Raw genomic sequence first — 21,683 nt, 5'->3', positions numbered from 1 at the left:
TGTATTTTCATGTATATATGTAATTTTCTTATTTTTTCTTGGAAAGATGAAATTCTTCTGTTTAATTCGTCAACTAAAAGAATAATATCATCACTTTAACGGGTGATATTGCTTGATTTGTCAGGAAGAAACCTAACCTCGTCAGTTTCATAATTGGCCGGGGTGATGCATATGTACTTAACGGTTATTTCTTCTCTAAGAGCTGATCTGATATCAGGCACCTGTATCTCACATGATTTTTGATACACAGGCGTAACCCGAAAAGCCTTCCAAGAGTAGGGAGAAATTACTTTATTTTTTTTCAGATGCCGTCAAAAGGAGTAGATTTTTATGGTTTTGTAGCCAAAGGATTTGAATTGGAAATCCGTAAGGCTGATGCCGGAAATAAGGACAAGCCGGATGTGGTACAACACATTAGCAGTAATTCAGTATTGCGGTTTTTCTCAGATCATTATGAGATTAATACGAATGTCTTTGGTTTAAAATACGAGGGGAGATTTCAGTTTATAGCCAGGAAAGACGGCCGGGAGCTGTATGAAAGGTCGTTGAGGATCAATGCAAACACCGGTAATATCGACAACGAGGATATCGGTAATATCAGGATCCCCGCACGTGTGGAAAACGACTATTGTCTTTCGTTCGGACTGTACGATGCCGATTCTTCCAATCCCAATGCCCATCAGATTTATGCCACCTTAACGCCCAACAGAAAGACCTGGCAGTCGGACTTCTTCAGGGCAGTGAGCAACAGTCAGAAAAAAACGCTCAGCGATGTTTTTTTGAAGGATATCTTCCTGCCGGGTTCTCATGATGCCGGCATGTATACAGATATGTTGACGGAGGCCGCAAACATGGCGAATACACAGCATGACAATATCAGTAAACAGCTGGAACTTGGGGCCAGGTATTTTGATTTCAGACCAGGTAAACTCCGTAAAGAAGTGGTTCCGCTTCTTCATGAGGTAAAGAAACATAAGAGTAAGATTTTGGGTCCTCTGGCTTTCATTACAGCAGGCCTTGGTTTTATTCTTGACTGGTTTCTGGATGGTAAGATCAATGACCTCGTGCCTCTTTTTCAATCTAAAGTGGGTAAGACGAGTCATATTCATGCGGTGATTCCGGGAGAATCTTATTATGACTTTATCAGGGAAACGGTTTCTTTCCTCGAGAAAAACAAGGAAGAAATTGTCGTGATCAATATTGCGGATTCGGGTATCCTGAGAGATTTTGAGGTGCCCGACCTCCCTGTCGATGTGATTATTGAAGGACAAAAGGTAAATGGCAAGAAAGTCAAAATCGTGGATGTTCCTTCCAAAGCCGAGCTCGAAGCGGAGATACAACCCTTACTTGGTTCGGGTATAAAAATTGGCAGCAAGGCCTCATTTAATAAAAGTATCAGGACATTGCTGGATACTCATGAACGCCTGATTATTCTGTACAGGGAAGAAGGCCCGGATACGGCCGATACCTATGGTGATGACTATGTTTCTTATGATAAAAATGTGGTCACGAAGGCTGTCAAAAAGCTGCTTTCAGAAAACAACGATAGTAAAGAAATGGTAAAACTGCAGTTGCAGCTTACACCTACGGGAGTTCCTGACGGCATTGCCAGGGCTGTAAAAGGCACAAACAAGTGTACCACCCCGCTTTATGCCACCAAGCCGCGGACAGACCTGGAATCTTACCGCCTGTTACTGGAAAAAGCAGACGATATTAAAAGCCTGAAGCCTTTGACGGTAGCTCAGAATGATTTTTATGACAATGCCCTCACCGAAATAGCTGTTGCTCTTAATGAGTACAAGGCAGGGTTGGTCAGCGGTATCAGACCGGAGTAAAACAAACCTTGATTTAAACAGCCCTTTTATGCTTCTGAAGAGGGCTGTTTAATCACAATCGGTGTTATGCCCGAACCTGATCTTGTGGCCATCGGGATCTTCTACCAGCATCTCTCGCATATTCCATTCGTAGGTTTCCGGGGCAGAGAGGATCTTAGCTCCTTTTGACTTGATACTTTCGTAATACTCATCTACATTATCCACCATGATGCTGAGCCAGGTGCCGGGGTTACCTTGTCCTCTTAGACAGAAGAATATCTCTACCTCATCTTTTGAAATACCTGCAAAATCAGGCGAATCACCCCAGGTCCATTGGTCTTTGAATCCCAGTACATTCATATAATAATCAAGCGATCTGCTGATATCTTCCGAGTAAAGGACGGTGACTGATTTCAGGAATTTCATGAGGGTAAAAGGTTTATTTGATGAGCTAGGTAAAGTTATCAAATTTGCTTTTAGTTTGTAAAAATTTAATGACAATTCATAATTGCACTTAACCTTAGCAATAAACATAAGATTCTTCTCATGATATTTGAAATGACCCCTAACTTTGTACATTGACTAAAATGTGCCTGGGCGGCCTTATAAAACCCTTTTACATGAAAACTTTTTTTAAACTGCTTGGCTTTTGTTTTTTATTGATCGTGATAGAAAGTTGCAGCTATTCGAAATCTAATCAACAGGTTCTGGTTTCTTCTGACTGCGGCGTGAGCTGGACACAGATCAATGCAGGGGAGTCCGTGCCCAAAGGCGGACTGAACTACTGCTACATGAAAGTGGTCATCCCTAACTTCCCGATGCAGGGTGACATGGATTTTGTGGCCAATCTGGCTGAAAAAGTGAGGGTAAAGACCTTGATAGACTATGATTATTCAATTACCGGGGCTATCCAGTTCATAAAGCAAGCCAAATTTTTAGGTAAAGCCAATAAAGACGCTGACGACAATGCAGCCCTTGACCCGTCGGCTTTTGAGGGAGCTGAGAACATTGTGATTGACAAAAGAATCAAGGACGTCGCCAAGGCTTTATTTATCAATGAAGACATCATTGAGATGGACCAGCAGGACCTGGAGAATAAACTGCTGCAGGAATCAAACAAAGTGCTGGAGCCACTGGGTGTCCATTTAAATTTCATTACACTTACTTTCGATCCGGATGAACAGACCAGGCAGGCTATCGACGTCAGCACAGCCATGAAAATATACAAAAGCAAAGGCCTGGAAGACCTGGGTAAGCAGGTAATATCTGCCAGGGCAGGGGCGACCAAAGTTTCGGTAGAGAATAAGGTTTTGCCTGCTTCGCCTCCGGCAGAATGATTTTACGGATAAAGTAAATGGTGGCCGAAGCGAATACTTAAAATGTCCGATTCTTACCACCAGACAGAAAGTAATTAGTCAAAAATTTGCATAATACAATTAAAACCGATTTGTTATGCAACGCAGAAAATTTTTGATTCAGACCACGGCCACCGTTTCGTTACTGGCATTAAAGGCCGAAGCTCTTACAACAACTCCGAAGCCTTTCACAGTAAAAGCCGGGGAGGCCCGCTTTGGTATTCATACACCTTTCAGAGGGATTAACGTTAACGATATGAAAATATCGGGCAAGGATACCAATGGCCAATTGGCTGTTTTTGAGTATATTGGCAAAGAAAAAACAGGTCCGGTGCTGCACGTTCATCATGATCAGGACGAAATATTTTCCATTATCGAAGGGGAATATCTTTTCCAGGTGGGGGACAATAAGTTTACTGTAAAGGCAGGAGATACGGTTTTTGCTCCGATGGGTGTGCCGCATACCTGGATCCAGTTGTCTGAAGAGGGCAAACAGGTATATATGGTACAACCCGCAGGAAAACTGGAGGAGTTTTTTCTCAAACTGAATGAACTGAAGGGGCCGCCAACCGAAGAACTGATTCAGAAGATGCACAAATCTCACGGCATGACCGTTGTCGGCCCGCCGCTGACCTTGAAACAGGATAAATGAAATACGCCGATGGACGCTGTTTATGACTATCGACTTCCCAGCCCCGCTCTCCGCGAATACGTGCGGACCTTGCAGATCGTGGGCTGTTCTTTTCCTTCGTCGATGGCCGTATTACCGGTTAAATCTTACTGGCCCAGGGCAGAGAACTCCCTGGCATTTTATCCGAAAGACCCTGAAAAACATGAATACGGCTTTAGCGGCAACTTACTTGACAAACCCCGCTCTACTTTGAACGGCCAGTATTCCATTGTGACCAACCGCCACGTCGGCCGCGATTTTATGGTGTTCCAGGTCCAGTTTCAACCCGGAGCTTTATTCCGCCTGACAGGCATCCCGGTTTCTGAACTGACGAATTCCTTTATAGATGCAGAAACGGTATTCTCTGCTGAAATCAATCGTGTAAATGAGCGATTGAGCTATGCTAGGCATTACATGGAGATGATCCCGGTCGTAGAAAACTTCCTGTTTTACCTGGTCAGCAGGGCAAAGCGAAAGCCACAACGCCCGGTGGACAAAATAAGTCATTTGTTGCTACAACACCCTTCGGTAGTTTCACTGGACCGGCTGGCGGATCAGGCCTGTTTGTCACAGCGTCAGTTTTATCGCCAGTTTGTGGAGCGGGAAGGCGTCAGTCCCAAATTGTATACCCGCATTGCCCGTTTCGAAAATGCGATGAAACTCAAAAACTCCCGGCCTGCTCTGGACTGGCTGAGTGTAGCCATTGAGTTGGGCTATTACGACTATCAGCACCTCGTTCGTGATTTTAAGGAATTCACTCAATTGACTCCCAATGCCTTCTTTGAAGCCGATACCAGGTCACCGGAGCGGGTATTTGGGGTGACTGAGACGTAAGACCAGGCTGAATAAAAGATATTATTACCACAGCATTCACATCCATCCGTCAAGGATTTACCACCACCGGTCAAGATAGTTTTTACAGCCTTTCAGGCGGAGATAGCTTTACGTTGTAATCAACGAAAGTAAATATGTGTCTCAGAAAATTGGCGTATAGTTTTATAATTATCTGTATTTTTTCAATTTCAGTTTTTGCCCAGGTGAACGTGTCCGGCAGGGTGACAGATGGTAAAATGCCTCTTGAGGGCGTGTCGGTAGTGGTGCTGAAAAGCATGGATTCCACTTATGTTTCCGGAGTCCTGACAGATTCTTCCGGTGTGTTTTCCGTCCGGGGACTGAATGCGGGTACTTACCAGTTTTTGTTTTCCATGATAGGGTACAGTAAAAAATCCCTGACTCAGGAAGTTAACGGAAACTCCGATGTTCTGCTTACCGATCTGGTACTGGAAGAGGAGCTTCTGATGATGAATGCTGTAACGGTTAAGGGCCGGCGTCCGCCCTTTGAACTGGAAGCAGGCAAAACCACGGTCAATGTGTCTTCGGCTGCCCTGGGGTCGGATGGCTCCTTGCTGAATGTATTAAGTAAGATTCCCGGTGTGCTGATTCTGAATGACGGGACTGTGCTGCTGAACGGGCAGGCAGGGGCCAATGTCATGATAGACGATAAACTGACCTATCTTACAGGTGAAAACCTGGTGAACCTGCTGCGGTCTATTCCAACAAGTGCCGTGGATAAAATAGAGCTGGTTTCGCAGCCGTCAGCCCGCTATGATGCCAACGGAACGTCCGGTTTTATCAATATCCAGCGAAAGAAAAAAGCAGACCACGGCCTGAATTTAACGGTTTCCTCCAACATGGAAACCGGCAGACGTCTGCGTCAGAATCAAAGTGCTTCGCTCAGTTTTCATCATAAAAAAATGAGCCTTTATGCTGATTATTCGTTTTACCAGGGCAAAGACTTCATGCTGCTTAATTCTTCCCGCCAATATTTTGACAGAGGGCTGGCAGATTCAAGTGGCCTTAGGCTGGATATGCGTGCCGACCGGCAGTTTAACAGCCGTTCTCATTACTTTAAGTCGGGTGTTGACTATGAATTTTCAGAGAAACTGAGTGCCGGGGGGCACTTGTATTCCAACTGGTTCAGGAGGGAAAAAGCGGAACTGGCTATCTCCGATTTCTTTTATCGTCCTGAGGCAAGCGATTCTACACTCAGCACCGGCAATATCCAGACGACCAGGCATCAGAACCTGTCGGGAGGAGTCAATCTCCTGTATAAACCTGCAAAGAAATTTAAATGGGAAACGGTCTTTAATTTCCTCATTTTTGACCAGCATGATGATCTTGATCAAAGCAGCCGGTTACACAAACCGGACGGATTTACCAGACCTGATACTTTATTGGGATTAATGGTCGGGCAGATTAACATCTATAATGTACAGTCCAACTGGAAATATGAGGCTTCTGAAAACCTTACGCTGAGTGCCGGGCTGAAATCATCATGGGTATGGATCAATAACAATGCCTTGTATCAGGCTCTGCAGTCAGAGGGGTGGCAGGTGGTTGATCAGTTGAGCAATGGTTTTGTTTACCGGGAAAACATCCGGGCAGCGTACGCCCAGGTAGACAGGAAGTGGTCTTCAAAATTATCAACGGAGGCTGGTTTGCGTTTTGAGCACACCGGCACCAGGTCTGATTTTACTTCAGGCAGCCGGGATTCTGTACTTCACCGGTCTTATCCCAATTTATTCCCGACATTCAGCACAAGGTATGCCCTCAATAACAACCATGTTATCTCCTTCCGGTATGGCAGACGGATAATCCGACCCAACTACAGGGACCTGAATCCTTTTACTGAAGTGAATGACCGTTTTTTGCAGATAAAGGGGAACACGAGGCTGAATCCTGAATTGACAGACCACTTTGAAGGAAGCTGGTTACTGCATTCTCAGTATGCTTTCAGCGTATTTTATGCCAACCGCAAAAGTCCTATAGCCCAGAGCTACCTGGTGGGTCCCGGGACGAAAACTACTATTGTGATGCCGTTGAACTTATCCGTCAACCATTCGGCCGGCTTCAGAGCCAGCTTAAACAGCCTCGAACCCGCTACCTGGTGGACGACCCATATCAACCTGACCCTGACTTATAAGGAATTTCACTGGCTGGAATCTGATAAAAAGGAAACCAACCGGCTCTTTGCCCCGACAATGCAGGTCAGCAACCAGATTTCATTGCCACATAAGTGGGCACTTGAGGTGACAGGGTATTACAACGGACGCATGGCCGAAGGTCAGGCCAGAATCGACCCTTTCGGAGCAGTGTCCATGGGAGTCAGAAAAAATTTATGGGAAAATAAACTGAGTTTGTACATTTACGCCAACGATATTTTTCTGACCAACCGTCCCCGCATTGACTTACGCAACGGCTTTATAGCAGGCTCTTATAATGAACGCAGGGACAGCAGGATGGCCGGTGTAACGTTAATGTATCGTTTCAGTTCAGGAAAGATGTTCAGAGAATTCCGGAAACAGGAAAGTACAGAGGAAAGTAAACGTGTAAATTTGTAAAAAAGTAAATACTATGGCAGCCTTTAAAAACACATCATTGGCCTGGATTTATCCCGCTCTCTGGGGTATGGTGATGTTCAATGTACTGCGGGCTGTTACCGACCTGAAACGCAACGGGATGTTCTGGGATGGAGAGTTGAAACTGCACATCATTGCCTTGTCACTGACAATACTGATATGTTATGTTTTCAGCTTCATCTGGCGGAAACGCCTGCGATTGTCTGACGGGAGCAGTTCGTCTGCCATGGAATACCTGTACATACTCGCTGAATTACTGATATCCCTGAATATCATTATGGTGGTGGGTCAGCATACCGGAATACTGCTAATGGGATCCGGATGGGTGGATTATATGCTGATAAATGTCACTTACGTACCTCTTTTGCTTATATTTTATACTTTGATACGAAACAACATCACCGGCAAAAATATTCTGGAGAAGACCTTGATTGTGGAAAAACTGAAAGCGGAAAAAAATGAGGCCGAGCTGAGTTTTCTGAGGTCTCAGTATCATCCTCATTTTCTTTTCAATGCCCTGAACACCATTTATTTCCAGGTGGAAGAAAGCAATGCGGAGGCCAGACAGAGTATTGAAAAACTGTCTGACCTGCTCAGGTATCAACTCTATGACGTCAGTAAAGAAGTGACATTCAGCCAGGAAATCCGGTACCTTCGGTCTTACATTGCGTTTCAACAGCTGCGGAAAAGTGAAAGGCTGATAGTTAACCTGGATATTGATCCTTTACTCAGCGACCATCAAATACACCCCTTGTTGTTTCAGCCGCTGATAGAAAATGCGTTTAAGTACCTGGGAGGGCATTACGAAATCAGTTTATCATTGAAACTCGTCGGAAATACAGTCCGGTGTGTAGTAAGAAACACCATATCAGAAACAGGAATTTCAGACAGGCTGAAAGAAAGTGGCATAGGCCTGGAGAATCTGAAACGCAGGCTGGAATTGCTGTATCCTGACAGGCATAGTTTAACTGTTAATGAAGAGAATGGTATTTTTGAAGCAGAATTAAGCCTGCATCTGATATGAATATAAAGTGCATCATCACCGACGACGAACCCGTAGCACGGAAAGGGCTGAAGAGCTATGTCGAAAAAACCGGGTTCCTTTCATTGGCGGGAGAATGCGAGAGTGCTGTAGAACTCAATGCCCTCCTTAAAGATACTCCTGCCGACCTTATTTTCCTCGACATAGAAATGCCCGATCTGACGGGAATTGAGTTTCTTTCCATAGTCGTAAATCCTCCGAAAGTGATCATCGTATCTGCTTACGAACAGTATGCCCTGAAAGGTTATGAACTCGACGTGTTTGATTATTTACTGAAGCCTGTCTCCTACGAGCGTTTCCTTAAGTCAGTGAATAAACTTCATGACCAGCTTGTGAAAGACCGGAGTATTGCTGCAGATTATATTTTTATCAAAAGTGACAAAAAGACCAGAAAACTGTTTCTGAAAGACATCCTGTTTGTGGAGAGTATGGAAAACTATGTGCTGATACATACACTCACTTCAAGGGAGGTGGTATACAGCACCCTGAAAATGGTGGAAGAGAGTCTGCCTTCAGATAGGTTTGTGCAGACGCATCGTTCCTACATCGTTAACACAGAGCATATCCAGGCCATAGAGGGCAATACCCTTGAGATAGGCCAGCATAAAGTGCCCGTTGCCCGGAATCTGAGAGATAAGATTTTTAATGATTTTATTGCGGGAAAGCTGATCTCCAGGAAGAATGAGAACAAATAAGGATATAGTCAGCCAGTGTTGAAAGATTAAATAAACAAGGACTCCCGCTTTATCAAAGACAGGAGTTCTCTTAAGATTTTCCAGAAACCTGAAGGGCATTTGCTTATCCTGAAACCTTCATCAATACAATTCCGCTGATGATCAGCAAGGCGGCAACCGCCCGGCTTACAGTAAGTGCTTCTCCGAAAACCAGGATTCCGATCACGAAAGCACCTACGGCTCCGATACCCGTCCAGATGGTGTAGGCCGTACCGATAGGCAATGTTTTTAAAGCCAGTGAAAGCAGGCCGAAGCTGGCTATCATGGCCACGATCGTCACAAGAGATGGAATGGGTTTGGAGAAACCTTCAGACAATTTCATGGAATAGGCCCACAAGATTTCAAGAAGACCGGCGAAGAACAAAAATAACCAAGGCATAAATTTTGATATTTAGCCGGGTCGTCCCGTTGAATTTCCCGAAAGGGGGGAGGTCGTCCTCCAGTTTTTATTTAAACGCAGGACATACGGTAAAGATTCCTCCAGATTGATTTTTTCCTGGTTCTGGCCGGTAGTTTAACAACAAACGGTTTTAAAGCCACTTCTTTCTTTTAAACCAGATCAGCGGCAGTGAAAAACTCAGGATGATCAGAATGAGGGCGAAAAAGTAACCCCATTTCCATTCCAGTTCGGGGATGTACTTAAAGTTCATTCCGTAGATTCCGGCCACCAGGGTCGGCAGTGCAATGCACATGGTTACGATGGTGAGGATTTTGAAAATCCTGTTTTGTTCAAGCTCTATCTTACTTGAGATATTCTCTTTGAGGTCGTCAATTCTTTCGAAATTGTTCTGGATGTATTCATTTATAACCACCAGGTCATTCAGTTCGGAATACAATGCCTCCTTAGTGTCGCTGCTGAGTTTGCTGCTTTTCCTCAAAAGGTGCAACACCCTTCTGTATTCATTTACAGATTCTTTTACAATGAGATTGTTGAAGCTGAAAATCGTTATTTTGTCTAATCCTTCTTCCGAGAGTTTGTTGCCCTTCAGTACCTCAGAATATTGCACTTTTATCTTTTTTGAGACCACTTCAGTCAGGTCTGCAAAGTAATCTGAGAAAAAACCGACCACAATCAGAAGGTACGAATCCGTCGGAAACCTGAAGTTATTGAATTTCTCCATATAAGACTGACGCTGTTTTTCAGGAATGAAGGCTTCAAAATCAACGGCGATGAACGAAAACACTGCGTTATCCTTAAGTATGTTGTAAACCAGTTCTTCCGTAATCCGGCCGTCGGCGTTAAAGTAGGGTACGGAGAAGTTGATCGCAATCTGCTTTTCGTTTTCGAGGTAATGAGAACTGATCTCTATGTCATCGCCGCTGTGAAGGATAGAAGTATTAAGGTCAAACCTCTTTTCGATCTCCCGGATATCACTTTGCGTATAATTGATAAACTGAATATGGACAATGTCGTCAGGTGTAAAAGTCAATTCATCAAGACTTTTAGCCCGTACCACCGTTTTATCCCTGTAGATTAATTCAATATCCATTGTTGTTTGCCTTGCTATGGGGTGCAATTTAATTAATTTATTCGCTTCCGGCGAGACCGCAGCCCTGGAAAACTGAAACCGGGGCATTTTATATTCAGTAGGGTTTCATGAGCATGTAAAAGCAAAGAATCCCGTCCTGTAGGAATGGGATTCTTTAAACTTGGAAGCTGAACGATAAGTCAGTGTCAGAAGGTGCTTATTTACAATTTATTGAAAAATTTAGTGACAAATATTTTTTCTACTCAGGCAGGGTGAATTTCCGGATCTGTAAATAATCTTCACCGTTTTTGTCTTTCATATATTGATTAAAGACCAGCAGCGGATCTCGGGGTGAAAAAGAAGGAGCCCCTACGATTTTCCCTTTCTCTTCGTTCCCGATTTTCGAAGAAATGCCTTTTGTCAGATCAAGAACGTAAACCGAATTCTGAGCTACATAGGCTATTTTATTGCCTTCCTTGTTCAGGTTAAATGAGTAATCGATTGAAAAATCATTGTGGGTAAGCAAGGTGATCGTTCCTGTAGCGATCTCAATCTGAATAATCTGATTGTGTCCTTCCTGGTCTTTTGCCAGAGCGTAAATGAATTTTCCGTCAGGACTTGAACGCAACCAGTGCCGCGTATCTGAAAGCCCTTTTTCAGAAAAAGTAATCCTTTTTTGTTGTATACCTTTTGGCACATGCGGCCTTTCGCCTGCTTTCCCGACGGCTTCCGGATCCGTCAGAATCTTTTCCGGATCAATATCCACCACGAAAACTTCAGTAATCTGTTTGCCCTCTTTGTTTAAGACATTGCCCTGAAAAGCTATCGAATAGGGGACATGTTCCCCTGATTTCAGCATGTACCCGTTTTTTCCTACCCAGCATTCGTCAAATGCCTTATTGATTTCGTCAGAACCGGGTGCGGGATTTTTCACTACGTCGGTGACAATGGCTGAAAACATGGAGCCCTCATTGTTACCCGCGGCAGGCTCTACCGTGATTTTCGGGGAGGGAATCATTACACCGACTACCCTCAGGTCGGCTTCTGTCAATTCATCGTTATAGGTAAAACTGATGAGTTGACCGTCCGGACTCCAGCCATGGGAATGTGTACCTCCACGGAGCGATCCGGGGGTATAAGGAAAACGGATATCCCGGGCATCATAAAAGAAAGGACTTTGTGGATGGCTCAGGTCAATGCCCACACCTGTTCTCCGGGACATGGCATAGGGTTTCTCTTTATTGGCATCCGGCAGCCCGTGGATAAAAATGACTTTATCCTCTGCCGGACTGAAGGACACAGCCCCCACACCCGGGCCATAAACGGTCTGGTTTTTGGTTTTGTAAATGATCTTTTCTTCACCGGTTTCAACGTTGACAATGCCGATCGTGGAGGTTTCTCCGATTTTGGTGTCATCATTTCTTCCGTCAAAAACCAACCATTGTCCGTCTTTCGAAAATACACCGCTATGGTGCAATGTGTGGCCTGCGGGCGAAACCGTCAGGCTATTTTTGTTTGATATCATACAACTGTTTAACAAAATAAGACCGATGCCGTAAAACCATTTCATACACGCACTTTTTTTCTTTTTCATCATTAACCATCTCAGGCCCTGGTATTCGAACTTCCGGTAGTTCAGTGTCCGGTTCTACAACTTCGAAGGGGCTATCACTACATGTTTGATCGTTTGTCTGCCGTAAGTGTAGGTAATATGTACCAGCCCGTCTGAAGTCTGAATGATTGCCGGGTAAGAATATCCCGCCCAGGTAGGTTTATTTTCTAAAGTGGTGACCACCCTCCACTTTTTACCGTCCTCAGAGATGGCGAGGTTGAGGATATTCCTGTCTTTGGGTTCCGGGCCCTGTTTTGTGGAATGATTATACACCAGCAGATGTCTTCCGTCTTTGAGCGTAACGGCATCCGTACCGGAATTAGGGTTTGGTAACCCGGATGGCTGCAGCGGCGACCATGTTTCACCCTTGTCTTTAGACCAGCTCGTCACCAGTACATCCTGTAAAGTTCTGGCCAGAATCTGCAGGTCTCCGTTTTTATGGGTAAGGATACTCGGCTGGATGGCATCATATTCAACGCCGTCATTTATCGGTGGTACGACCCTCCAGCTTTTGCCGTTGTCTTTGCTGATCTCAAAATAAATCCGCCAGTCACGTCCGTTCGGGGTGCCTCTTCTTTCAAAACTTGTGGGTGAGATAATGGTTCCGTCGGCCAGCTGAACGGCCTTGTTTTTGACCGGACCCAACAAGTCACCCACCAGTGCATGTTTGCCCATGACGACAGGTTTCGACCAGCTTTTTCCTTCGTCGGAAGAGGTCATATAAGTCCCCCACCAGGTATCTACATTAGGACCCACTTTATAAAACAGGTAAACCGGGCCGCCCTTCGGCCGGAATAAAACCGGATTCCATGCCGGATATTTAACAGAATCAGAAACGAAGCCATTGGCTACTTCTACCGGCCAGCTCCACGCCCCGTTTTTGTAATGAGCCACCCGGATACCCACATCCTGGTGTTTTTCTTTGGTTCCGGCAAAAAAGGCACACATCAAACCATCTTTTGTTTCAATGATCGTGGAAGCATGGCATTGGGCGGTAGGTTTCTGCTCCAGGCTGTACACGAGTTCTGAACTCACCACCCCTTGTTTTCCGGTAGTGGCAAGTTCCGGAATGATAAATTGCTGAGCCGAAATAATTCCGCTTTCCAGGGCCAGGAAAATGAGCAAAAGCCATTTTCCGGCATAATTAAAATTAAACATATATCTCATCATTTGCTGTTTAAGGTTCAGGCTATTGTCGATACGGCCATCTGAATGCCGGTTATTTCCTCAGGGGTAACCGGGCATCTGCTTTGTTTAAACAGGCCAGTAATTCTTTTTTCAATGTTTCTGCAAGCTTAGGGTCAGTTTTACTCAGATCTGTCTTTTCACCGGTGTCTTTGGCTAAGTTATACAATTCTACGCTTTCATCTTCAAAGAAATATATCAGTTTATGGTTGTTTTTGCGTATGGCCGCCTGAGGTTTTGTGAAGCTGATGTATTGATCCTCCATGCCTATCGGCAGGTTTTTTACTTTTTCAATGTTTCCTTCAGGATGATAATATGGAAAATGCCAGTACAATGTACGGTTTTTAAAATCTCTGACATTACCTGAGTTCAGCACCGGAAGCATGGATTTACCATCCATGCCTTGCTGAGTAAACTTCTTGCCCGAGGCCAACTCATAAAACGTCGGAAAGAAATCTGTCTGTATTACCGGAGTATCATTCCGAGAGTTTTCCTTTATCACGCCGGGATACCTGATCAGCAAAGGCACCCTGAGTCCACCTTCATACAAATTCCATTTACTGCCTCTGAACGGTCTGTTAAAGGCCACTTCCGGCATACCGCCATTGTCGGAAGTAAATAGAATCATGGTATTTTCCCTTAGTCCGGCCTGATCTACAGCTTCAAGTACCTCACCTACATAATGATCCAGGGTCTCTACGAACGCGGCATACCTGATCCGCTTTTCACTATATCCCAGACCTGATTTGTCAGATTTGGCTTTGTATTTTTCAACCAGCCAGTTCACAGCCGTATTGAGCGGCGTATGTACATAATAATGACTCAGATATAAGAAAAAAGGACTACTGTGTTTTGATTTTATATATGAAATGGCTTTGTCGGTAAGGTCATCCGAAATGAATTTTCCTGGTTTTTCATTCCCGGGAACTTCTTTCCAGGAGCCAAAGGTTTCTTCAGCCCAGTCAAAACCCTGTTGTTTCGGGCCATAGGTTTCATCCCATCCGTTATAAACCTTGTTGTGGGCTGACACATGCCATTTTCCGGCCATACCCGTTTCGTATCCGAATGATTTCAGCATTTCGGCTATGGTGGTTTCTTCGAGCGGGAGGTTTAATGTGTAAGGTGGTGGAAGTAACGGAAACTCTTTGAATTTTTCCTGCCAGGCACTTTCATCCCAGCGAAAACTATCTGTGGGGTATTTTGTTACAAACTCAAACTTCAACCTGGCCGGAGATTTGCCCGTAAGCAAGGCGGCTCTTGACGGAGAACACAAAGGGGCAGCAGCATAAGCCTCAGTAAAAAGCATGGATTCCTTTGCCAGCTTGTCAATGTTCGGTGTTTCGATAAAATCCGCACCATATTTGTTTCCGTAACAGCCTATATCAGAGTATCCCAGGTCATCGACATAAATAAATATAATGTTAGGCCTGGTTTTGGATTTGGTCTGAGCCGTGGCATATAAACCCGTCAAGCCGCTTGCAAAAATGAAAAACAGGCTTCTCCAAAACCCGGATCTGAAAAAAACAGAATGATTCATTACAGTTGTCAGTGTTGAATTAAGCTTAAGCCATATTAATCCTTGCCAATGGTCAGCCTGATTGCTGCTTGTTTGCAGCAATCAGGTCTGTTCCAATGATATCAGGGTAAATTTTCAGAAAATCTACTTCCTGTTTTTTATATTTCTGAAGTGCTCGATTCTGTGAAACGTGAGATAGTTTGCATCATGGTTATTTTTGGCATTTGATTTACCGTCAAAATAGGCGGTTCTTGAAAGTACCACGATGTCATTGCCTTCAAATTGCCAGTCTACATATTGAAACCCATGATTAAGCACATCATCATGCTCCAGAATTACCTTCACGTCATCCCATTTCTTCAGGTCATCAGAGCTTCTCAGCATCAGCACATTCCGGAAACCGGAAGTATTTCGTTCAGGAAACTGTTTTCTGTACTTTTCAGGAATCACATTGGCCAGTGTCCAGTATTTTTTGCTCAGGGTATCGTATTTAATGACAAACTTCTTGCTGCCGCCATCGAAAGGTATAAACCCGGTTGCCGGATCAAATTCGAGTGTTTTGCCATCAGGAGCTATAGATACCATGGCTGCTTTCTCGTCCGGTGATTTTTTGTTTGCCACCCTGAGCATGTTCCACATTTTCTGGTTTTTATCTACGACGAAGTTACCTTCCAGCCATCCGGCAAAATCACCGTTGTTAAACGTGCTGTCATATAAAATCGGAGTACTGGCCTGCCATGATTTGGAGTTCATAAGATCTGAGTCTGTTGGTGCTGACATCACCATGGCTCCGTAGCGTTTGCCCCATTGTAGTATGGGGCCATGAGCTGTTTCCATAGGTCTCCAAAGGCGGCCGTTGTATTCTATGACCGGCATAGGGGCACCGTGAAATTCCCCGGTAAGCAATACCCCGTTTTCTTTGTTGGTCGGTTCTGTCCAGGTTTTTCCTCCGTCAACAGATTTTCTGATCAGCACGGTGCCGTGATGCCTGTCCGGCCCGAGAAGATAGAGATCTCCCCTGTGGACAAACAATGAGCTCCAGAACGCCCCGTGTATTTCGGCAAGATATCGCCATGTCACCCCTTTGTTGTTGGAGGTATAAATGCGGGTGGTAGCTTGCTGCCATTCGGAGCTTTTAGGTCCGAAAAAATCATGGGAAGCCACATAGTCGCCGTTGGGCAGTGTTACCAGACTTGGTGAACCGATGTATCGCTGGGATGAACTTGGTTCGTAGCAAACGATATCACCGGGAACTTTCTGTGCCAGCAGGACAGACCAGCTGGTTAAAAGACATAATATGAGCGTTACTTTAATCCTTACGTTTTTCATAACTTAATAATTTGGGTTTTGTTTAATGGCCGGATCGGAATCAATTACCACCTGCGGAATAGGAAACAATACATGAAAAGGCTGAGCATTTTTACCTCTTGCCTGGGCATCTGAAACGAACTTGCCGGTGCGTATAAGATCCATCCTTCGGTGTCCTTCATTAAAAAACTCGTGACCTCTTTCTAAAAGTATCAGGTCTCTGAAAGCCTCTTTGCTGGTGATGTTTTCCAGTTTTAAAGCCCCAATTCCGGCTCTGGACCTCACCTGGTTGACCAGTTGAACGGCCTCGGCATTAGGTCCGTTAAGCTCGTTAAGAGCCTCGGCACGTGAGAGCAGGATGTCGGCGAGTCTTATTTCGGGAATGTCATTTCCATGAGCAGCCCCGACGTGGTTCTGATCAGGCCAGTACTTGAATGAACGGATATTGTCGGAGCCGCGAAGTTCAACTCTCTGATCTGAGCTATTGATAAAATAAGTAATCATCAAATCCTTTCTTTTGTCTGCAGGATCAAAAGTATTATAAAATTTGTCATAAATCCTGAATTCATTCGGCCAGTTGAGCCAGGTAGATTTAAAAACCAATCCCACTTCAGGTGCCGATTTGAAATTATCCGGAAACGAGACATTGCTCCAGCTATTGGCCGTCAGACGGTCAGAGGATGCTATGGCAGGTCTCACCCAGATGTATTCGCTGTTGTTTTCATTTTCAACTTTAAACATATCCTTGTAGGTCGCAAATAAGGTGTAATTTTTAAAGGAATTCAGAAACTGTGACGACGCATTGCCGGCTTCTGTCCAGTTCTTTGTATTCAGATAAAACTTTACCAGGTACGCCGAAGCAGCTGCTTTGTGAGCTCTGTACTTTTGGGTTTCAGATCCCGGATTAGGCAGATTGTCAAAAGCATATTTTAACTCTGAAGCTATAAATTGCTTGATTTCATCGTCAGAAGCCCTTGCCAGGCTTAACTCCTGCGTAGTGCTTTTTCTTAAAGGGACCGGCCCGAAAAAGAAATACAGTTTGTAGTAACTCACCGCTCTTAGAAACCTGGCTTCTGCTTCATACAAGGTTTTCTCAGATGCAGACAGGTTGGAGGCGGGAATATTCTCAATGATGATATTGGCATCCCTGATACATTGATAGTAGGAGTCCCAGTTTTGGATAAGAAAGTCCATGTTGGGTTCCCAGTTATACTCTCTGAAATTCCGGATGGTAGCCTCCACATTGTCGCCGCTCTGATACAAAATGTCTGTCATAAACTCCTGAGGCCCCAGCACATAAATAGAGTTATTGCTGTTCATGTTTGCGGCCTTGGCATAGGTCTCATAGAGCACTGAAGTCAGTCCTTCCTTTGTTTTCAGATAGTTTTCAGGAGCCAGCTGTGAAAATACCTCCTCTTTTAAAAAGTCCTTGCAACCTGTCAGAAACACTGTAGTTGCTGTCAATACCCCTAGTAATATATATTTTAGCTTCTTTTCCATGATTTTAAAGATTTAAATTTACGCCAAACATTATAGTTCTTGCCGTTGGAAATGCATTCCAGTCGATCCTGACGCCGCCGCCGTTAGGATTTATAGAAGGGTCATAGCCTTTGTACTTGGTCCACATGGCTAAGTTTTGTCCTGTCACAAAAACACCCAGGCCTTTGACCACCGAGTTTCTGATCGTAAAATCATATCCTAATTTTACCGTATTCAGTCTCAGGAAGTTGGCATTTTCAACAGTGTATGTATTGACCTCTTTCTTGCCTTGTCCCAGAGGGTTAACAAACGACGGGTAAACATTTGAAGGGTTGGAAGGAGTCCAGCGGTTCAGCAAGGGCTCAGCCAGGCGGTTCCTCATCAGGTTGGCAGGAAAATAAGTGTCTACCAGGTTGTTGTTCAGCATTTTGGAACCCCAAACGCCGTCAAAGAAAATGTTAAGATTAAAACCCTTGTAAGTGAAATTATTAGTTAATGAGGCCATAAAGTTGGGAAATGGGTTTCCGATTACCTGACGGTCGTCGGCATTGACTATCTTGTCTCCGTTCAGATCCCTGTACTTGAAATCTCCCGGTTTTACGATGTCTTTGGTAGAGGTGAAATCATCTCCCTCCTGCCATACTCCGTCTATTACATATCCGTAAAATGAGTACATAGGCAAACCTTCCTTGATGATGGCGATGTTCCCTGTTCCACCGGCACTTCCGGTAAAAATGTTATCAACCCCACCCAGATTAAGCACTTTGTTGTTAAGCCAGGTCATGTTAAGGGTAGTTTCCCATTTCAGTGGCCCTGTAACGTTGATACTGTTGACCAATACTTCAAACCCTCCGTTTCTGACAGACCCGATGTTGGTCATCATGGTTGTAAACCCGGTGGTACGGGGGATAGGCAAATTCAGTAGCATGTCTCTCGTGGTTTTTGTAAACCAGTCTAAGCTACCCGTAATTCTGTTACCTTTTAAACCAAAGTCCAGTCCGAAGTTCAGCTGTTCTGAAGTTTCCCATTTCAGGTTGGGATTCGGCACCCTGTTTGGCGTGGTGGTACTTACCTGCTGATTACCGATGACGGCTTTCTGACCGGCAGTATAGGTCGTCATGGACTGGTAGTTGCCGATCGCCTGGTTTCCTGTTTGTCCCCAGCTTGATCTCAACTTTAATGAAGTAATGTACTCCACATCTTTCATGAACTCTTCATTTTCAAGTCTCCAGGCAAAAGCGAATGAAGGGAATACACCATACTTGTTATTTTCACCAAAACGGGATGATCCGTCAATTCTTAATGAAGCGGTCAACAGGTACTTCTCAGCGATGTTGTAGTTTACTCTTCCCAGGTAAGACAACAGACTGTTTCTTGATCTTCCGCTGGTTACGATATAACGCGTAGGGTCTCCCAGGCTCATGTTGTCTGATTTTGTGGCATCTGATGGGAAACCACTGCCTTGCGACGATTCGTCATTAAAGTTAAACTGTTGAGCCGTGGTACCAAAAAGAACATTCAGGTCCTGGTTGTTAAACTGTTTCCTATAGTTCAGCGTAAACTCCGACAGGAAACTGTTGTTTGTTCCTGACAAAATGCTGGCAATTCCTCCGTTGGCTCTTCCTTCAATGGTTTGTCTGTCCACATAAGTATCACGGCGTTGGGAGGTTAAATCAGCACCGAGGTTTAACCGGGCTGTAAAATCCTTCAAAAATTTATATTCCCCGTAAATGGTCCCGAGGGTCCGGTAAAGCTCTGAGCCGGAAGTTTTTCCGTTGGCCAAAGCAAGGGGATTGTCAATGTTCATGTTTTTTGAGAGAACATAGTTATTGTCCTTATCAAAAACCGAAAGGGTGGGTTCATAGGCTACGGCAGCATAAATGACACCTGCTCTTTCGTTGAGGTCCATCCCGTTGACCACATAAGCATCAGAAACATAAGAAGAGGTAATGTTTGAGCCAAACTTGAAATCTTTGTTGGTATGTTCAAGATTGATCCTGGCACTGTATCTCTTGTTACTGGAGTTGATCAACACACCATCCTGATCGAAGTAGTTCAAAGAAGTATGGTATTTGGTTGACTGATTTCCGCCTGAAAAAGAAATATTGTGATTTTTGATGGGTGCATTTTTCTGATACATCAGGTTTAACCAGTTTGTTCCTCCGGAAAATTCCCCGATCTTTAAACCGGCGTTTCCTGCTCCCGCGTCAATCAGACTGTTCATGACGGTCTTGTAGTCGTTCGCATTCAGAAGGTCAAGGTCATTCATAACATTCTGCACGCCGTAATATTGATCATAATTTACTTTTAAGCCGCCTTCTTTGCCGCTTTTTGTAGTGATCAGAACTACTCCATTAGCCCCTCTTGAACCATAGATGGCTGTTGCGGAGGCATCTTTCAGCACCTCTATAGAAGCAATGTCACCGGGGTTAATAGAGTTTAAAGGGTTTCTTGCTGTACGCATTCCTGTAAAATTGGCACCCGTACCACTTACAGCAGAAGAGTTATCGATCGGGAAACCGTCTACCACGTAAAGCGGGGAGTTTCCGGCGTTAAGAGATCCCATCCCCCTGATGTTCACGTTAATACCGCCGCCGGGTTCACCGCTGCTCTGCACAATCTGGACCCCGGAAACCTTCCCCGCGATTAGTTGTTCGGCAGAGACATTGACTCCTTTGTTAAAATCCTTTTCGGTTATACTCGAAACCGATCCGGTGATATCGCTCTTTTTGACAGCTCCGTATCCGATCACTACCACATCGTCCAGCAGCGATACCTCTGATTCAAGCTCAATCTCTATTCTTTTTCGATTGAGTATATCGGTCACTTTGGTTAAAAAACCCACAAAACTAACATTAATTTTACCGTTCAGATTAGGTACATTAAGGCTAAACTCACCCTCAGGATTGGTGATAGTCGCAAACGTAGTTCCTTCAAACTTAACTGTGGCTCCGGGCAGGGCCTCCCTGGTTTTGGCATCAATTACCTTTCCGGTAATTACGTCTTGTGCCATCGTTGTTATCGAAAACAACAGCATAAGTACTGCCAGCCGGAATTTGACTAGATTTCGATTCATTGTTTTAAATTATTTAAGGTTTGGTTGTTTTGTAAAATGGTTATTGTTTACTATCTGGAATAAATTGTATTGGTTCACAGGCTGTTCTGGTTCAGGTTGATCTCTTCTGCCAGCTCTTCGAATTTACTTAGCAGCTCATCCAGATTGTCGTAATCTGCTTTGCTTTTAAGTTTACTTCCGTTGCGGCAGACCTGGGTAAATCCTAAACCTCTTTTTTCGAGAATGTACTTGGCACTGGCGGGATAGGTGTCATGCATGACACTCATATTTTCAGTAAAAAACTGCCCGACTTTTTCTACTTCTTCCGAGTCCTCGTCGTAATGGTTGCATAACCAGACCACTAATTCCGGGAAATAATTTCCCTGGATACAGGAAAGGCCCGCTGAGCCTGCCTTCAGGGAATCTACCGCGTGTACCATATACGCGTCGTATATGGCAAAATCTTCCGCGTCTTTACTCGCCTCGATCTTGTCCCGCACACTGTCAATATCCAGGCAAGTGTCTTTGTGATATCTGATGCGTCCCGTTTCGACCAGTTCTCCCAGGAAAGCGGCACTCAGAATCCGTTTGTAGGGCACTGGACATTCATAAAAACCGAGTGGAACATCTCCCGTTAAGGCAAGCAATTGTTTCACATTGGCTTCAAATACTTCTTCAGAATCCTCTTCTCCGGCCAGTAAACTCGTAATAACAATCACACTGTCGATTCCCGTGCTATATATTTCTTTTACAAATGCGGCCTGGTTTTCGATGCTGTCAGGAAAAGTACCTGTTGCCACTATCGGAACCCGCCCGTTAACTTTTTCCACTATAAAAGATACCGAAGCCAGCATTTCTTCTTTGGTGAGCTGATACATTTCGCTTGACAGGCAGTTGGCAAAAAGGCCTCCGGCTCCTGCTTCAAGGTAGAACTCGATAAGGTCTTCCAGGATTTTATAGTCAATAGAATTCCCCTCCTGGAATGGGGTGAGCATTACAGGCACAAATTTTTTCGCGATCATATT

17 protein-coding genes are annotated in these 21,683 nt (G+C 44.5%); 7 read left to right on the top strand and 10 right to left on the bottom strand.

Going from position 1 to position 21,683, the window contains the following annotated elements:
• Positions 1–305 precede the first annotated feature (305 nt).
• Positions 306–1,835 carry a hypothetical protein gene (locus GVN16_RS05495; RefSeq protein WP_166562842.1) on the top strand — a complete coding sequence of 510 codons (1,530 nt, stop codon included), beginning with the start codon at positions 306–308 and terminating at the stop codon, positions 1,833–1,835.
• A 48-nt stretch (positions 1,836–1,883) separates the two neighbouring features.
• Here the strand turns inward: GVN16_RS05495 and GVN16_RS05490 are convergent, their stop codons facing one another.
• Entirely contained in the window at positions 1,884–2,240 is a 357-nt protein-coding gene (locus tag GVN16_RS05490; RefSeq protein WP_166562841.1) for a glyoxalase superfamily protein, read from the bottom strand.
• Between the two features lie 194 nt (positions 2,241–2,434).
• On the opposite strand from GVN16_RS05490, the gene GVN16_RS05485 reads away from it, so the two are divergent.
• The 6 genes from GVN16_RS05485 (at position 2,435) to GVN16_RS05460 (ending at position 8,995) form a co-directional block, all read left to right on the top strand.
• Entirely contained in the window at positions 2,435–3,151 is a 717-nt protein-coding gene (locus GVN16_RS05485; protein ID WP_166562840.1) for a hypothetical protein, read from the top strand.
• A gap of 115 nt (positions 3,152–3,266) precedes the next feature.
• Positions 3,267–3,821: a cupin domain-containing protein gene (locus GVN16_RS05480; RefSeq protein ID WP_166562839.1), complete on the top strand. Its 555-nt coding sequence runs from the start codon at positions 3,267–3,269 to the stop codon at positions 3,819–3,821.
• Between the two features lie 9 nt (positions 3,822–3,830).
• On the top strand, positions 3,831–4,673 hold the full coding sequence (locus tag GVN16_RS05475; protein WP_166562838.1) for a helix-turn-helix domain-containing protein: 843 nt from the start codon (positions 3,831–3,833) through the stop codon (positions 4,671–4,673).
• Positions 4,674–4,807: 134 nt separating this feature from the next.
• The gene (locus tag GVN16_RS05470) at positions 4,808–7,240 is read left to right on the top strand and encodes a TonB-dependent receptor domain-containing protein (RefSeq protein ID WP_166562837.1); all 2,433 of its coding nucleotides are present in this window, start codon (positions 4,808–4,810) and stop codon (positions 7,238–7,240) included.
• A 13-nt stretch (positions 7,241–7,253) separates the two neighbouring features.
• Positions 7,254–8,282, top strand: coding sequence for a sensor histidine kinase (locus tag GVN16_RS05465; protein WP_166562836.1), 1,029 nt, complete (start codon positions 7,254–7,256; stop codon positions 8,280–8,282).
• A complete protein-coding gene (locus GVN16_RS05460; RefSeq protein WP_166562835.1) occupies positions 8,279–8,995 on the top strand; it encodes a LytTR family DNA-binding domain-containing protein in 717 nt (238 codons plus the stop codon). The genes GVN16_RS05465 and GVN16_RS05460 overlap by 4 nt, the downstream gene beginning before the upstream one ends.
• A 103-nt stretch (positions 8,996–9,098) precedes the next feature.
• Here GVN16_RS05460 and GVN16_RS05455 read toward each other — a convergent pair whose 3' ends face one another.
• The 9 genes from GVN16_RS05455 to GVN16_RS05415 all read right to left on the bottom strand — a co-directional run bounded on the left by GVN16_RS05455 (position 9,099) and on the right by GVN16_RS05415 (position 21,680).
• Positions 9,099–9,413: a multidrug efflux SMR transporter gene (locus GVN16_RS05455; protein WP_166562834.1), complete on the bottom strand. Its 315-nt coding sequence runs from the start codon at positions 9,411–9,413 to the stop codon at positions 9,099–9,101.
• A 151-nt stretch (positions 9,414–9,564) separates the two neighbouring features.
• Positions 9,565–10,524, bottom strand: a complete 960-nt coding sequence (locus tag GVN16_RS05450; RefSeq protein WP_166562833.1) for a CorA family divalent cation transporter — start codon at positions 10,522–10,524, stop codon at positions 9,565–9,567.
• 238 nt (positions 10,525–10,762) lie between these two features.
• The gene (locus GVN16_RS05445; RefSeq protein ID WP_166562832.1) at positions 10,763–12,028 is read right to left on the bottom strand and encodes a DUF3748 domain-containing protein; all 1,266 of its coding nucleotides are present in this window, start codon (positions 12,026–12,028) and stop codon (positions 10,763–10,765) included.
• A gap of 123 nt (positions 12,029–12,151) precedes the next feature.
• Positions 12,152–13,285: an exo-alpha-sialidase gene (locus GVN16_RS05440; protein WP_229244060.1), complete on the bottom strand. Its 1,134-nt coding sequence runs from the start codon at positions 13,283–13,285 to the stop codon at positions 12,152–12,154.
• Positions 13,286–13,334: 49 nt separating this feature from the next.
• Entirely contained in the window at positions 13,335–14,837 is a 1,503-nt protein-coding gene (locus tag GVN16_RS05435; protein WP_166562831.1) for a sulfatase, read from the bottom strand.
• A gap of 123 nt (positions 14,838–14,960) precedes the next feature.
• The gene (locus tag GVN16_RS05430; protein WP_166562830.1) at positions 14,961–16,145 is read right to left on the bottom strand and encodes a sialidase family protein; all 1,185 of its coding nucleotides are present in this window, start codon (positions 16,143–16,145) and stop codon (positions 14,961–14,963) included.
• Between the two features lie 3 nt (positions 16,146–16,148).
• Positions 16,149–17,624: a RagB/SusD family nutrient uptake outer membrane protein gene (locus GVN16_RS05425; RefSeq protein WP_166562829.1), complete on the bottom strand. Its 1,476-nt coding sequence runs from the start codon at positions 17,622–17,624 to the stop codon at positions 16,149–16,151.
• A 4-nt stretch (positions 17,625–17,628) separates the two neighbouring features.
• The gene (locus GVN16_RS05420) at positions 17,629–20,679 is read right to left on the bottom strand and encodes a TonB-dependent receptor (RefSeq protein ID WP_166562828.1); all 3,051 of its coding nucleotides are present in this window, start codon (positions 20,677–20,679) and stop codon (positions 17,629–17,631) included.
• A 74-nt stretch (positions 20,680–20,753) separates the two neighbouring features.
• The gene (locus tag GVN16_RS05415; RefSeq protein WP_166562827.1) at positions 20,754–21,680 is read right to left on the bottom strand and encodes a dihydrodipicolinate synthase family protein; all 927 of its coding nucleotides are present in this window, start codon (positions 21,678–21,680) and stop codon (positions 20,754–20,756) included.
• Positions 21,681–21,683 lie beyond the last annotated feature (3 nt).

The organism is Emticicia sp. CRIBPO (assembly GCF_009905725.1).
Lineage (GTDB): Bacteria > Bacteroidota > Bacteroidia > Cytophagales > Spirosomataceae > Leadbetterella.
The sequence above is the reverse complement of the archived record's forward strand: the minus strand, read 5'-3'. Positions and strand labels throughout refer to the sequence as shown.

Coding starts and splice junctions, on each gene's coding strand:
- GVN16_RS05465 (WP_166562836.1), top strand. CDS start 7,254: ATGGCAGCCTTTAAAAACACATCATTGGCCTGGATTTATCCCGCTCTC.
- GVN16_RS05480 (WP_166562839.1), top strand. CDS start 3,267: ATGCAACGCAGAAAATTTTTGATTCAGACCACGGCCACCGTTTCGTTA.
- GVN16_RS05490 (WP_166562841.1), bottom strand. CDS start 2,240: ATGAAATTCCTGAAATCAGTCACCGTCCTTTACTCGGAAGATATCAGC.
- GVN16_RS05470 (WP_166562837.1), top strand. CDS start 4,808: ATGTGTCTCAGAAAATTGGCGTATAGTTTTATAATTATCTGTATTTTT.
- GVN16_RS05485 (WP_166562840.1), top strand. CDS start 2,435: ATGAAAACTTTTTTTAAACTGCTTGGCTTTTGTTTTTTATTGATCGTG.
- GVN16_RS05455 (WP_166562834.1), bottom strand. CDS start 9,413: ATGCCTTGGTTATTTTTGTTCTTCGCCGGTCTTCTTGAAATCTTGTGG.
- GVN16_RS05495 (WP_166562842.1), top strand. CDS start 306: ATGCCGTCAAAAGGAGTAGATTTTTATGGTTTTGTAGCCAAAGGATTT.
- GVN16_RS05420 (WP_166562828.1), bottom strand. CDS start 20,679: ATGAATCGAAATCTAGTCAAATTCCGGCTGGCAGTACTTATGCTGTTG.
- GVN16_RS05450 (WP_166562833.1), bottom strand. CDS start 10,524: ATGGATATTGAATTAATCTACAGGGATAAAACGGTGGTACGGGCTAAA.
- GVN16_RS05460 (WP_166562835.1), top strand. CDS start 8,279: ATGAATATAAAGTGCATCATCACCGACGACGAACCCGTAGCACGGAAA.
- GVN16_RS05475 (WP_166562838.1), top strand. CDS start 3,831: ATGGACGCTGTTTATGACTATCGACTTCCCAGCCCCGCTCTCCGCGAA.
- GVN16_RS05430 (WP_166562830.1), bottom strand. CDS start 16,145: ATGAAAAACGTAAGGATTAAAGTAACGCTCATATTATGTCTTTTAACC.
- GVN16_RS05445 (WP_166562832.1), bottom strand. CDS start 12,028: ATGATATCAAACAAAAATAGCCTGACGGTTTCGCCCGCAGGCCACACA.
- GVN16_RS05415 (WP_166562827.1), bottom strand. CDS start 21,680: ATGATCGCGAAAAAATTTGTGCCTGTAATGCTCACCCCATTCCAGGAG.
- GVN16_RS05435 (WP_166562831.1), bottom strand. CDS start 14,837: ATGAATCATTCTGTTTTTTTCAGATCCGGGTTTTGGAGAAGCCTGTTT.
- GVN16_RS05440 (WP_229244060.1), bottom strand. CDS start 13,285: ATGATGAGATATATGTTTAATTTTAATTATGCCGGAAAATGGCTTTTG.
- GVN16_RS05425 (WP_166562829.1), bottom strand. CDS start 17,624: ATGGAAAAGAAGCTAAAATATATATTACTAGGGGTATTGACAGCAACT.